This window comes from Agarivorans sp. DSG3-1, from assembly GCF_046774965.1.
Lineage (GTDB): Bacteria > Pseudomonadota > Gammaproteobacteria > Enterobacterales > Celerinatantimonadaceae > Agarivorans.
This window is the reverse complement of sequence record NZ_CP177241.1, coordinates 89338-102545: the sequence shown is the minus strand read 5'-3', so window position 1 is coordinate 102545 and position 13208 is coordinate 89338. Positions and strand designations below refer to the sequence as shown.

The following is a 13208-nucleotide window of genomic DNA, read 5'->3' as shown; positions in this document are numbered from 1 at the left end:
AAGATGTTTGCCGATTATACCAGCTCAGAGCTTACCGCCATTTTCGCCATGCAGGGATTTGCCGGTCTAATTTTATTTTCTGTATTTGTTCTTATGGCTTTAGGTTTGGCCATTATATTCGGCCAAATGGGTGTGATTAATATGGCGCACGGCGAATTTATGATTCTCGGTGCTTACATCACTTACCTTACCTCTCAGCTATTTAGCGCCTATTTACCTAGCTTATTTGACGGCTACTTCTTTATTGCCATGTTGCTGGCTTTTGTGGTCACCGGAGCCTTAGGCGCTTTTGTAGAGTGGGCAATGATTCGCCATTTGTACAAGCGCCCTTTAGATACCTTATTAGCAACGTGGGGCTTAAGCCTAATTTTGCAGCAACTTTACCGCACCGTATTTGGTGCCAGAGAGGTAGGGGTGAGTTTACCTGATTGGTTAATGGGATCTTACGCCATCACCGACATTATTGAAGTGCCCATTAACGGCATATTTGTCATGGTGCTTACCATCTTTATCACTATTGGCGTTTACTTGTTGATGCAAAAATCACGCTTGGGTAAACAAACCCGCGCAGTAGTACAAAACCGCGCTATGGCTGGCGCTGTGGGCATTAATACCGAGAAGGTGGACCGCTATACCTTTGCTTTAGGTTGCGGTATTGCAGGCGTCGCTGGCTCGGCCTTTACCATGGTGGGCTCTACCGGACCTACCGCCGGACAATTGTACATTGTAGATACCTTTTTAGTGGTGGTATTTGGTGGCGCTTCTAGCTTACTTGGCACAGTAGCCTCTGCCTTTACCATCTCACAAGCTCAATCCACCATGGAATTTTTCCTTAGTGGTTCAATGGCTAAAGTTCTCACCTTATTGACCGTGGTCGGCATTTTAATGCTGCGCCCACAAGGTTTGTTTTCGCTCAAGGTTCGTCGTTAGGGAGAATGATGATGTCATCACAAATTAGTGCTGCGCCTGCGCAGAATAGTAGCCCAATAGATTGGTGGAAGTACCTGTTATTGGCTGTAATTTTATTGGTTGTTTTACCTTTGGCATTAGATATTTTTCGGCTGAATTTAATCGGTAAATACCTTACCTACGCTTTTGTCGCGATTGGCTTGGTGTTGTGTTGGGGATGCGGTGGCATTTTAAGCCTAGGCCAAGGGGTATTTTTTGGTTTAGGTGGGTATTGCATGGCGATGTTTTTGAAGCTGGAAGCCTCAAACCCAGAAGCCACTGCCATTCAGTCTACCCCTGGTATTCCCGATTTTATGGATTGGAATCAGCTCACCGAGTTGCCATGGTTTTGGCAACCCTTCCATAGCTTAAGCTTTACCTTATTGGCCGTGATTGCGGTACCGGTGTTATTTGCTTTTATCATTGGTGTTGCGATGTTCACACGACGGGTCGGTGGCGTGTACTTCGCCATTATTACCCAAGCCATTGCCGCTATTCTCACCATCTTGATTATTGGCCAGCAAGGGTATACCGGCGGGGTAAACGGCATTACCGATTTACGCACCTTTGTAGGCTGGGACATTCGTACCGAATCTGCTCAGTATCTTCTTTACTTCGTAAACGTTGCTTTGCTATTTGCGTGCTTGTTCGTAGCCTTGTATATCAAACGCTGTAAGTTGGGTCGTCTGCTGGTGGCGATGCGCGAGAAAGAAGACCGAGTGCGCTTTTCTGGCTACAACGTCGCAAGCTTCAAAATCTTTGTTTTTTGTATAGGTGCAGCATTTGCGGCTATTGGTGGCGCAATGTTTACTCTGCAGGTGGGCTTTATGTCGCCTTCGTTTGTAGGCATCGTTCCGTCGATTGAAATGGTGATCTTTTGTGCGGTAGGCGGACGTTTGTCGCTGTTGGGCGCAGTATACGGCACTTTATTGGTTAACTTAGCCAAAACCAGCTTCTCAGAGTCTTTTCCTGAGCTGTGGTTATTTGCCATGGGGGCGCTGTTTATTGGCGTGGTATTAGCGTTTCCAGACGGCTTAGCCGGCTTGTATCAAACCTACATTCAACCTTGGTTTAAGCACTTTATTAATCGTGAAAAAGTGGGGCTAACACCGCCAGCGCCAACCTTAGAACAAACCACCACTCCAGCTAAAGAACCAGTGACGTCTAGCCTGTCATCATCACTTGAGGAGAGCCGCAATGTCCCAGCTTAATCAAAAAACTAGCGACAAAGACTTTGTACTAAGTGTTGAGGGCTTAACGGTGTCCTTTGACGGATTTAAAGCGGTAGATGATTTGTCTTTATATGTAGAAGAGCAAGAAATCAGAGTCATTATTGGTCCCAATGGCGCGGGTAAAACTACGGTGTTAGACCTTATTTGTGGCCGAACTAAAGCCACTGAGGGCTCTGTTAAATTTAAGAAAAAGGAGCTAACCAGGCTTAAAGAGCACCAAATTGTGCACGCAGGGGTTGGGCGAAAATTTCAAACACCATCGATATACGAAGACCTAAGCGTATTTGAAAACCTAGAAATATCTTACCCTCGGGGCCGTAACGTTTGGGGCGCTTTAACCTTTAAACGTGACCAGGAAGTACAAGACAAGATTCTAGAAATTGCAGAAATGGTGTTTCTCACAGACAAGCTTCACGACCAAGCCGACTTACTCAGTCATGGCCAAAAACAATGGTTAGAAATAGGCATGTTGCTGATTCAAGACCCTGAGTTATTGATGCTTGATGAGCCAGTAGCGGGCATGTCAGTGGCCGAGCGTAAGCTAACTGCGGAGTTGCTACAAAGCATCACTAAGCAGCGTTCGGTGCTGGTGATTGAGCATGACATGCAATTTGTCGAAGACATTGCAGATCGGGTGACCGTGTTGCACCAGGGAAAGGTGCTATCTGAAGGCTCGATGCAGCGGGTGAAGAACGATCCCAAAGTTATTGAAGTTTACTTAGGTCATTAAGGAGAAGGCGATGTTGGAACTAACAGATTACCACGTGGCTTATGGTCAAAGTGAAGTGATATCAGGAATGAACTTTAGCCTGAAGAAGAACGAAATTGTGGCAATTCTTGGCCGAAATGGCATGGGTAAAACCACTTTGATGAAGTCTTTGATTGGCATGATTCCAAGCCGTTCTGGTGAAGTAAAGCTAGAGGGAATATCGCTAAGTGAGCAAAAAAGTCATCAACGAGTGGCTTCTGGCCTTGGCTTTGTGCCGCAAGGGCGAATGATTTTTTCCACCATGACGGTGCAAGAGAACATAGAAACAGGCTTAACCAGTATTGGCTCCAGCAAAATCCCCGACGACTTATACAGTATTTTTCCGGTGTTATGGGAGATGCGCCATCGCCGAGGCGGCAATTTGTCGGGCGGGCAGCAGCAACAGTTAGCGATTGCCAGAGCGCTAGCCAGCAACCCCAGCGTGTTGCTGTTAGACGAACCAACCGAGGGTATTCAGCCTTCCATCATTAAAGACATGGCCAAAACACTAAAGCAAATCCGCGACCAACGTGGTTTGTCGATAGTGGTATCGGAACAAGTATTAAGTTTTGCCCTTGATGTGGCAGACCGAATATTGGTGATAGAGAAAGGACAAATCGTTCACGACGTTCAGCGTGACGAGGTTGATGAACAACAAGTTGCCGCATATTTGTCGGTTTAAACGGCCAGTGTGTGAAGTTTACATTCAAGGAGAAAGACCATGGCAGAAACAATCATTAAAATTGACCTAAAACAATCAGCATACGACAACGAAAAGCTACATAACCGTTGGCATCCAGATATTCCAATGGCCGCAACGGTGAAGCCCGGTGACGACTTTATTCTAGAGTGTGTAGATTGGACTGGCGGGCAAATCAAAAATGACGACGACGCTTCCGATGTGCGTGATGTTGATTTATCTCAGGTGCATTTTTTATCTGGTCCAGTAGGCGTAGAAGGCGCGGAACCCGGTGATTTGCTCGAAGTCGATATTCTAGACATTGGTACCTTTGACGATTCGCAGTGGGGCTTTAACGGCTTCTTTTCAAAGCAAAACGGTGGCGGCTTTTTGGATGAACACTTTCCAGAAGCACAAAAATCGATTTGGGACTTCAATGGTATGTTCACCAAATCTCGGCACATTCCGGGTGTTGAGTTTGCGGGTTTAATTCACCCTGGTTTAATTGGCTGCTTACCTGACAAGAAGATGTTAGACGAGTGGAACCGCCGTGAAAAAGAACTGTTTGATACCAATCCAGACAGAGTACCTATGTTAGCCGCATTGCCTTATGCGCCTACCGCGCATATGGGTAACATGAAGCCAGAAGAAGCCAAAGTCGCCGCTGAAGAAGGCGCAAGAACAGTACCACCGCGCGAACATGGCGGTAACTGTGATATTAAAGATTTATCTCGCGGTTCAAAAATCTATTTTCCAGTCTATGTAAAAGGCGCTGGTTTGTCAGTGGGTGATTTGCACTTTAGCCAAGGCGATGGCGAAATCACTTTTTGTGGTGCGATTGAAATGGCCGGTTGGATCCACTTACGGGTTAACTTAATTAAAGACGGCATGTCTAAGTACGCGATTAAAAACCCTATCTTCAAGCCAAGCCCAATTGCGCCTCGTTACGATGATTACCTGATTTTTGAAGGTATCTCGGTTGACGAAAACGGCAAGCAGCATTATCTCGATGCCAACGTGGCCTACCGTCAAGCTTGCTTGAACGCCATTGAGTATCTGAAGAAGTTTGGGTATAGCGGGGCGCAAGCATACTCGCTGTTGGGAACCGCACCTGTACAAGGCCACTTAAGTGGAGTCGTTGACGTACCAAACTCGTGTGCCACCTTGTGGTTGCCAACTGACATCTTTGAGTTTGATATTAAGCCTAATGCCGACGGCCCAACCAAGTACCTAGATGGTAGCGTTGATATGCCTTTAGCGCCTGACCTAGATAAGTAAGCGAGGTGAACTATGCCAGTTTATGACTATAAATGTGCTGAACATGGTTTGTTTTATGAATTAGCCGCAATGGACGATAGTGCTAAGCCAGCTAAGTGTCCGAAGTGTGACGCCTTGTCTGCAAGGGTGATTATGTTGCCACCCTCGGTACTCGATATGGCGGCAGAAACCAAACAAGCCATACAGAGAAACGAGCAAGCGCGGCACGAACCGCAACATTCAACGGCAGATACAAGAGCTGAAAATGCCGAGAAAGTGAAAAAAGGTTGTGGTTGTACCCATACTAAACGCGGAGGCTCAAAGCTGTTTTATACCGCCAGTGGGGAGAAGATGTTCCCGTCTATGCGGCCCTGGATGATTAGTCACTAATCTTGGCTAGTTAGAGTTGTTTTCAAGTAGGCTTCGGCCTACTTTTTTAGTGGGTAGGTTTAATCCGAGTACTTAAGGGTAAAAACAGATTTGAGGAAGTGAAGATGATTTGGGTTTATGCCGGTTTACGATATACTGCGCAGCAAGTGACCAATTAGGCACTTAATTACACCGTTAAATGAGGATATTATGGCTAATAAAAATGCCGCCAAGCCGGTGCTTGCTCATGAGCATGGCCGAGGGCAAATAAATGACAATGCGATAAAGGCACTGGTAACCAGTCCATTATTTAAAGCAAAAGTAGAAAGACCTAAGAAAGGCAAAGGGTCATACAACCGAAAGGGGCAAAAGCTGAAGGGCTATGCCCCTTTTGACTTTTTAAGCGTGCGTAAAGTTAGGCCGCCTCTAACAGGGTTTGCAGCTGCTTAAGCGAGCTCACTTCATGATGAGGTTCTATTCCTGCCGGTCTGTCTTTCCCATGTCTATTTAACCAACAGGTATGAATACCAGCGTTTAAGCCACCTTGTACATCTGAATGCGGGTTGTCCCCAACCATCAATACCTTATGTTTCTCTGGATACTGCATTTGTTCAAATGCATGTTCAAAAATGTCTTTATGTGGCTTGGCTACACCTACCTGTTCAGATATAACCAGCGGTGAAAAATACCCAGTTAAGCCGGTGCGCTCTAAGCGAATATTTTGCAAAGAGGTAAACCCGTTGGTAATAATGCCCATCTTCACCTTGCCCTTTAAGGCATCAAGCAAGTTTTTAGCACCAGGCAATAAGCTACAAATATCCGCCATAGCCTCTAGAAAGGCGTCATTAAGCTGCTGAGGGTGTTGCTCTAGTTTATTAGCCCAGTATTCAAAGCGCTGCTGTTGCAGCTGCTCAGCGTTTACTTGGCCTGCTTGGTAGGCATCCCAAAGTGGCAGGTTACGGGCTTGATAGTGTTGGTAATCTTGCTGTTCAAAACTCACACCGTAACGCGAGAACATTAATTGTAAGCCAGCAAAGGCATCAAAATGAAACAACGTCTCATCGGCATCAAACAATATCCACTGGTACTGCATAAACTTATCGCCTACATATCTGCAAAAAGACGCTTATGTTGGTGCAAGTCTTAGTTTAAGTCAAAGCCCGCTGAGTTGTTGTCTGCATCTAGCTAGTGGCTTGATGTGCTTCGGCTTTTTTAGTGCTGAATCACGATGGAATTACCACACTTATTAAAGTCGGCAAGAAGCGGTGTATTTAGATTGCCGCTAAAGCGGGGTATGGCTTGCAATTAAGCTAAAAAGGAGTACAATTCCGCGGCTTCAATTAGCGGGGATCCCATTTCGGGACCTTAAATTTTTTAACTAGTATGAGGACGATATGGTTACCATTCGTTTGCAACGTGGCGGCGCAAAAAAGCGTCCATTCTATCAAGTAGTTGTTACTGATAGCCGTAATTCACGTGACGGTCGCTTTATTGAGAAATTAGGTTTTTTCAATCCGATCGCCAAAGGTCAAGAAGAGCGTATTCGCTTGGAACAAGACCGCATTGATCACTGGGTTGGCCAAGGCGCTGCGGTTTCTAACCGTGTAGCTAAGCTAATCAAAGACTCTAAAGCAGCATAATTCAGTTTTTTTGGTGGAGTTAAGATGAGCAATACAGAACAGCCCATCGTGGTAGGTCGCTTAGGTGCCGTTTACGGTATTAAAGGTTGGCTTAAAGTTAACTCATTCACCGATGATTCAGAAGCTGTATTTAACTATCAACCTTGGTTGATAGGTCGTTCTGGCGAATATACTTCAATTGAAGTGACAGAATGGCGGCGACACAGCAAATCTTTCATCGTTAAGCTCGCGGGCTTTGATGTAAGAGAACAAGCACAGAGTTTAACTGGAATGGATATTGCGGCTTTGCCACAAGACCTACCAGAGCTAGCTGAAGATGAATATTACTGGCGTGACCTTATAGGCATGCAAGTGGTTAATCGCGGTGGCTATAACTTAGGGCAGGTAACCGATTTAATGGAAACTGGCTCGAATGATGTCTTGGTTGTGAAAGCCAATTTGAAAGATGCCTTTGGCAAAAAAGAACGGTTAATTCCGTTTGTAGAGTCTCAGATAATTGATAACGTCGATCGCGAGTCTCAAACTATTACTGTTGATTGGGATCCTAGTTTCTAGGTTCCATTATGGCTGAGCAAACACCACAATTGTGGGTGGGAATAGTAAGTCTATTCCCGGAAATGTTTTCTGCTATAAGCGAGTATGGTGTAACTGGGCGTGCGGTTAAACGCGGCCTGATTAAGATTGAGTGTTGGAATCCTCGTGATTTCACCCACGATCGTCATCGTACGGTGGACGACCGACCTTACGGCGGTGGCCCTGGTATGTTAATGATGGTGCAACCCTTACGGGATGCAATTCATGCTGCTAAACAGGCTGCTGGTGATGGGGTAAAGGTGATTTATATGTCACCGCAAGGGCGTACCTTGAAGCAAGACGGAGTAATAGAGTTAGCTCAACAGCAAAAGCTGATAATAGTTGCTGGTCGCTATGAAGGCATTGACGAACGCTTGATTCAAGCCGAAGTTGATGAAGAATGGTCGATTGGTGATTATGTGTTAAGTGGTGGTGAGCTGCCAGCAATGAATATGATAGACGCCGTCTCGCGGTTAATTCCGGGAGTACTGGGGGATAAAGCTTCAGCTGAGCAGGATTCATTCTCTGATGGATTGTTGGATTGTCCACATTATACTCGTCCAGAAGTTTTGGATGGGCAGGCAGTACCCGAGGTATTGCTAAGTGGTAACCATAAAAAAATCGAAGAGTGGCGGCACAAACAGGCACTTGGGCGAACCTACTTGAGGCGACCGGAGTTATTGGAGAATCTAGCTCTGACTGACAAGCAAGAAAAGATTCTTGCTGAGTTCATCCAAGAGCAGAAGCCCTTGGATAATAAATAAAGTTTCAGTTAATTCTAGGAAAATAGTAATGAGCAATATTATTAAACAGCTCGAAGATGAGCAATTGAAGCAAGACGTACCTGCGTTCGCACCTGGTGATACAGTTGTAGTTCAGGTAAAAGTAAAAGAAGGTGACCGTGAGCGTCTACAGGCGTTTGAAGGTGTGGTAATTGCTAAGCGTAACCGTGGTTTACACTCTGCATTTACTGTACGTAAAATTTCAAACGGTGAAGGCGTTGAGCGTGCATTTCAAACTCATAGCCCGCTAGTTGAGAGTGTTACTGTTAAGCGTCGTGGTGACGTTCGTCGTGCTAAGCTTTACTACTTACGTGAACTTTCTGGTAAGAAAGCACGTATTAAAGAAAAGTTGGCGACTAAGTAAGTCTACTTCTTCGAGAACAAAAAGCCCGCAATTGCGGGCTTTTTTTATATCTGAAAATGAGTTATTGGGCTAACTGTAATACAGAGTTATCGCCGTCTACACCATTGGCTTGGTAGGCATCAGCTTCCCAATCATTGTCGTATGCTTCTACGCCATCAGCTAAACATAGCTTGTATTTAAATTGGTAACTGGCTTGTTGGTCAGTAGGTACATTCACTACTACCTTAAATTTGCCATTCTTAAGTTTACTTAGCTCTAAAGGTTGCCACTCATTAAACTCTGCCAGCAAAAATATTTGCTCGGCATCTTGAGTTGCTTCCTTCTCAATTTCAAAGGTAACTTTTACTTCTGGCTTGGACTTTAGATATTGCTTTTTCAACGGCATGGTTTTCTCCTCCGAGAGATAATATAAATCCGTATACAATGTGACCAAGCTTGATTCTTTCAAATAAGTGAGAGCTCGGTCAATAGTTGATTATTTTTTTTACAATTGAAAGTAGTCGCGGAGCAGTGCTGAAGTGAAGCGGGTTCGAAGATAATAACCACGAGGAAGGGTTTGAATTGGCTGCCCGTTTGGCCCAATAGCAGCCGTGCGAGCCTTGTTATTAGCGGCTTTAGGCCGTAATTGCAATACTTGACCGTGGCGCGCAGTTATTTGATCAATTTGGCCGAAGCTGATCATTTCTACTAACTCTTCCCAATCTGATCGGAGCAGTTGCTCTTGCTCGGCTGTTGGGCTCCAAAGGATAGGATTCGCTACAATTCTCTGATCAACAGGGATCTGTCGCTCGGCCAAAATAGGGATCCATAATACCCGCGATAGCTTGTTATACACGTTGCTGGTGTGCCAAGTTGCACCTGCAATATTGGTGAGCGGAGTGATGCACACATAAGTGCTTTCTAAGGGCTTCCCAGTGTTATCGATAGGAATGGTTTTGAGTTCAATACCCAGTTCAGGAAAGTCTTGAATAGGTTTGCTGCCAGCTGTCGCGCCTAAGCACCATTCTATAAGTTGTCCACCCCAGCCTTTTTCGCGCTTCAGGTCTTTGGGGATTGCAAGGCCTTCTCGTTGAGCAAGCTCACCAAGGCTTAGGCCTGCCAACGATTGGGCTCTCTCAAACAATTCTTGTTCGGTTTTTGGTGTGCTGATCATGTTGAGTTCGTTTGCTATTAAAGCTCTATTGTATAGAAGCTGCTCAGTAAATGCAGCAGCTGAGATGAGGGTGACGTGTCACTCTTAACTATATGATTATATTGGTTTTTATCGTTTCTAGTTGAGTGTTGCACTCAACTAAGAGCCGTTATTCATAACAAATAGCGAGTTACGAACAACCTTATCCACAAAAAATATGGATAACTATCCTCAATTGTTATTAACTTGGATTTTATGCACAGAACCACGTCGTTTAACTCAAAATGTATAGAACAGCGGCTGATTGGGATTAATAAATAGTAGTTATACGGTGATTGTGTGAATTTTGAGCGCTTGAAGTTATAAACAGAGTGGGGGGCTAATAACTTAACTTTTGCTAACTAGGTTTTGTTTTAAGTGTATGTTTTAATTGTATTAATATTATTTTCTTTACTTAATTGTAAGTACATTTAAATAAGTTTGGCTAGCCTTTTATCGGTTTGAAGCAAGTTATGCACAGCCTTTCGCACAGATAAATCGAATAACTATGGCTTAGCCGTTGTTAGTACAATTTACTCCCTTTGTGATAGGCATATTTGCCGCGCTTGTGTTTCTGTGAAAGAATCAGATTATCTATAGTTTTTAGCTGAAGGTTGTTTCAGTGATTGATGGGGATGGTTATCGTCCCAACGTAGGCATCGTTATTTGTAATCAACGTGGTCAAGTTTTATGGGCGCGTAGATATGGTCAACATTCATGGCAGTTTCCTCAAGGAGGCGTTGACGAGGGAGAGTCTGCTGAACAAGCGATGTATCGTGAGTTACATGAAGAAGTCGGCTTGTTGCCGCAAGACGTAAAAATTTTAGCAACAACCAGACATTGGCTGCGTTATAAATTACCAAAACGCTTAATTCGTTGGGATAGTCCGCCGGTTTGTATCGGACAAAAACAAAAGTGGTTTTTGCTGCGTTTAGTGGGCAAAGAATCGAATATTAAATTTGACCGTTGTGGTCATCCAGAGTTTGATGATTGGCGCTGGGTGAGTTTTTGGTATCCCGTAAGACAGGTGGTGTCTTTTAAGCGGGAGGTTTATCGTCGTGCTTTAAAAGAGTTTGTTACTGCGGCTTTACCCTTTAACCGTTCGGACAAAAGCCAAAGTAAAGATAAGCGACGACGCTTCAAAAAGCGCAAGGGAGCATAGCAAGTGTTAGGAGAGTTACGCGCCATTGTTGAACAGGTAAGCAATGCCGATACTCTCGACAGTGCGCTTGCTATTTTAGTTAAACAAATCCGTCACACTATGCTTACCGACTGCTGCTCGGTATATGTGACGGACTCGCAACAGCAACATTTAGTGTTACGTGCAACCGACGGCCTCGCTAGCGAAGCCGTTGGTAAAGCCTTTATGCCGCTTGGCGAAGGGGTTGTTGGCCAAGTGGCCATGCGTGAAGAGCCCATTAACTTAGCCGACGCCCGGCTTAATCCTCACTTTAAGTATCTTCCTGAAACCGCCGAAGACGGTTTCTTTTCCTTTTTAGGCACGCCTATTACCCACCAACGCAAAGTGTTAGGGGTATTGGTCGTACAGCAATCTGAAACGCGCAGTTTTGATCAAAGTGAAGAATCTTTTCTTGTTACCTTGGCTGCACACTTGGCGGGTGTATTAGCGAATACTGATTTTCAAGCAGTATTGAATGAGCCTTCTAAGCAGAAATGGAGTGAGGCAATTAAAGCAGGCTCAAGCTCTAGCGGAATTGCAATTGCTCGGGCTTGGATTAACCGCTCCTCTGGCGCTTTGGAGTTACAACAAATTCAAAAAGCCAGCGATGTTTCACATCAATTGGCACGGTTTAATGGCGCGTTAGACATTACCCGCGATGAATTTCATAGCCTTGCCATTAAGCTCTCTGAACAACTTCCAAAAGATGTGGCCTCTATCTTTGAGGTGTATCAGCACATGTTGGCTGATGCCAGTTTGGCCGGAGATATTCGCCGTAAAATTGAAGAAGGATACCAGGTTGAAGGGGCTTTACGTTTAGTGATAGAGCACTACGTTAAGCAGTTTCAAGAAATGAATGACCCTTACTTGAAGGAGCGTGCAGTTGACGTTAAAGACGTTGGTTTGCGCTTATTACATGCGCTAGAGCTGGGCCCTAATGCTGATTTGCTACCTACTGAACCAGTAATAGTGGTTGCAGAAGAAGTGACCGCGACTATGTTTGCGCAAATTCCTCGTCAATTTCTTGCCGGCGTTGTTTCACAGCGCGGAGCGGCCAACTCCCACGCAGCGATTTTAGCGCGAGCCATGGGCATTCCTGCGCTAATGGGCTTAAGTTTCAATGTTAATAAACTCCGTGGTTGCGAGCTGATTCTAGATGGTTATTCAGGCGAGTTATTTGTAGAGCCAGATAAAATTATTCGTGATGAGTATTTGGCTTTGCTCGCTCAAGAGAGCGAGATTAATAGTTTAGTTCAGCATGACTTAGATAAGCCGGCGCTAAGTACCGATGGGGTAGCAGTAGAAATGCTGATCAATGCCGGTTTAAGTGCCGATAGTGACATTGCCGTTAATGCTGGCGCCGACGGTGTAGGACTTTACCGCACCGAAGTTCCATTTTTGATGCAAGACCGCTTCCCTTCTGAAGACGAACAATATATTCGCTATCGAGATATATTGAAGAGCTACAGTGGTAAAGAAGTATGCATGCGCACCTTAGATGTAGGTGGAGATAAACAGCTTCCGTATTTTCCTATTGTGGAAGAAAATCCATTTTTGGGCTGGCGTGGAATACGCTTAACCCTTGATCACCCAGAGATCTTTTTAGTGCAAGCGCGTGCTATGTATCGCTCGGCGATAGAGTGCGGCAATTTGTGCATTATGTTACCGATGATTAGCTGCCTAAATGAAGTAGATGAAGCATCGCGTTTATTGGAGCAAGCGTGGGCTGAAGTGGTTGATGAGTTAGATTTACGTGAGCCTCCAGAGCGACCCAAACATGGGGTGATGCTTGAGGTGCCGTCGGTGTTGTTCTTACTGCCAGAGCTGGCTCAGCGAGTTGATTTTTGGTCGGTGGGCAGCAATGATTTAACCCAATATTTATTAGCAGTGGATCGCAACAATACTCGAGTTGCTGAGCTATTTGATACTTTCCACCCAGCGGTGGTGCGAGCCCTTAATCAGATTATTGAGCAGGCCAATTTAACCAATACTCCTGTGAGCTTTTGTGGTGAGTTGGCGGGTGAGCCGGTGGGAGCCTTGTTAGTGTTGGCTTTAGGTTATCGCCGCTTAAGTATGAGCAGTTTCAATCTCGCCAAAATCAAGTACATTATTCGCCACGTTAATATGGCTGATCTCACTAAGTTACGTGAACAAATTTTACTTAGCCAAAGTGGCTCTGCTATTTACAGCTTGTTATATGACTATCTTGAACAGCTGCAGCTGTCTCAGTTAGTGCGCGTGAGTAAACATTAATAATTATGCCAC

The 13208-nt window shown here is 45.0% G+C and carries 16 protein-coding genes; 13 read left to right on the top strand and 3 right to left on the bottom strand.

The window, feature by feature from the left end; all coding sequences use genetic code 11:
* Positions 1-3: 3 nt before the first annotated feature.
* The 7 genes from urtB (at position 4) to ACLD71_RS00470 (ending at position 5683) form a co-directional block, all read left to right on the top strand.
* A complete protein-coding gene (urtB, locus tag ACLD71_RS00500) occupies positions 4-930 on the top strand; it encodes an urea ABC transporter permease subunit UrtB (RefSeq protein ID WP_303512410.1) in 927 nt (308 codons plus the stop codon).
* A 5-nt stretch (positions 931-935) separates the two neighbouring features.
* On the top strand, positions 936-2159 hold the full coding sequence (gene urtC / locus ACLD71_RS00495; protein WP_411992355.1) for an urea ABC transporter permease subunit UrtC: 1224 nt from the start codon (positions 936-938) through the stop codon (positions 2157-2159).
* The gene (gene urtD / locus ACLD71_RS00490; RefSeq protein WP_411992353.1) at positions 2146-2910 is read left to right on the top strand and encodes an urea ABC transporter ATP-binding protein UrtD; all 765 of its coding nucleotides are present in this window, start codon (positions 2146-2148) and stop codon (positions 2908-2910) included. Before urtC ends, urtD begins: the two co-directional genes overlap by 14 nt.
* A 10-nt stretch (positions 2911-2920) precedes the next feature.
* Positions 2921-3610, top strand: coding sequence for an urea ABC transporter ATP-binding subunit UrtE (gene urtE / locus ACLD71_RS00485; protein WP_411992351.1), 690 nt, complete (start codon positions 2921-2923; stop codon positions 3608-3610).
* 39 nt (positions 3611-3649) lie between these two features.
* Positions 3650-4885: a formamidase gene (gene fmdA, locus ACLD71_RS00480; protein WP_137674891.1), complete on the top strand. Its 1236-nt coding sequence runs from the start codon at positions 3650-3652 to the stop codon at positions 4883-4885.
* Positions 4886-4897: 12 nt separating this feature from the next.
* The gene (locus tag ACLD71_RS00475) at positions 4898-5254 is read left to right on the top strand and encodes a zinc ribbon domain-containing protein (protein ID WP_411992349.1); all 357 of its coding nucleotides are present in this window, start codon (positions 4898-4900) and stop codon (positions 5252-5254) included.
* A 189-nt stretch (positions 5255-5443) separates the two neighbouring features.
* A complete protein-coding gene (locus tag ACLD71_RS00470) occupies positions 5444-5683 on the top strand; it encodes a ribosome alternative rescue factor ArfA (protein WP_411992348.1) in 240 nt (79 codons plus the stop codon).
* Here ACLD71_RS00470 and yjjG read toward each other — a convergent pair.
* Positions 5649-6326 (bottom strand): pyrimidine 5'-nucleotidase, encoded by a 678-nt coding sequence (gene yjjG / locus ACLD71_RS00465; RefSeq protein WP_411992346.1) that lies wholly within the window; start codon positions 6324-6326, stop codon positions 5649-5651. The genes ACLD71_RS00470 and yjjG overlap by 35 nt on opposite strands.
* Positions 6327-6627: 301 nt before the next feature.
* Between yjjG and rpsP the strand changes: the two genes are divergently transcribed.
* From rpsP to rplS, 4 genes are read left to right on the top strand one after another with little or no spacing between them, the layout of a single operon-like run.
* Positions 6628-6873 carry a 30S ribosomal protein S16 gene (gene rpsP / locus ACLD71_RS00460; protein ID WP_016401327.1) on the top strand — a complete coding sequence of 82 codons (246 nt, stop codon included), beginning with the start codon at positions 6628-6630 and terminating at the stop codon, positions 6871-6873.
* 24 nt (positions 6874-6897) lie between these two features.
* Positions 6898-7428: a ribosome maturation factor RimM gene (gene rimM / locus ACLD71_RS00455; RefSeq protein ID WP_411992344.1), complete on the top strand. Its 531-nt coding sequence runs from the start codon at positions 6898-6900 to the stop codon at positions 7426-7428.
* 8 nt (positions 7429-7436) lie between these two features.
* Positions 7437-8210 (top strand): tRNA (guanosine(37)-N1)-methyltransferase TrmD, encoded by a 774-nt coding sequence (gene trmD, locus ACLD71_RS00450; protein WP_373681418.1) that lies wholly within the window; start codon positions 7437-7439, stop codon positions 8208-8210.
* 28 nt (positions 8211-8238) lie between these two features.
* Positions 8239-8592, top strand: coding sequence for a 50S ribosomal protein L19 (gene rplS, locus ACLD71_RS00445; protein ID WP_137674896.1), 354 nt, complete (start codon positions 8239-8241; stop codon positions 8590-8592).
* A gap of 61 nt (positions 8593-8653) precedes the next feature.
* Here rplS and ACLD71_RS00440 read toward each other — a convergent pair whose 3' ends face one another.
* Positions 8654-8977, bottom strand: coding sequence for an isoamylase early set domain-containing protein (locus tag ACLD71_RS00440; protein WP_137674897.1), 324 nt, complete (start codon positions 8975-8977; stop codon positions 8654-8656).
* A 99-nt stretch (positions 8978-9076) separates the two neighbouring features.
* On the bottom strand, positions 9077-9745 hold the full coding sequence (gene mutH / locus ACLD71_RS00435; protein ID WP_303512491.1) for a DNA mismatch repair endonuclease MutH: 669 nt from the start codon (positions 9743-9745) through the stop codon (positions 9077-9079).
* A 640-nt stretch (positions 9746-10385) separates the two neighbouring features.
* Here mutH and rppH point away from each other — a divergent pair.
* Both rppH and ptsP read left to right on the top strand, forming a co-directional pair.
* Positions 10386-10925, top strand: coding sequence for an RNA pyrophosphohydrolase (rppH, locus tag ACLD71_RS00430; RefSeq protein ID WP_137674899.1), 540 nt, complete (start codon positions 10386-10388; stop codon positions 10923-10925).
* A 3-nt stretch (positions 10926-10928) separates the two neighbouring features.
* Positions 10929-13196 carry a phosphoenolpyruvate--protein phosphotransferase gene (gene ptsP, locus ACLD71_RS00425; protein ID WP_137674900.1) on the top strand — a complete coding sequence of 756 codons (2268 nt, stop codon included), beginning with the start codon at positions 10929-10931 and terminating at the stop codon, positions 13194-13196.
* Positions 13197-13208 lie beyond the last annotated feature (12 nt).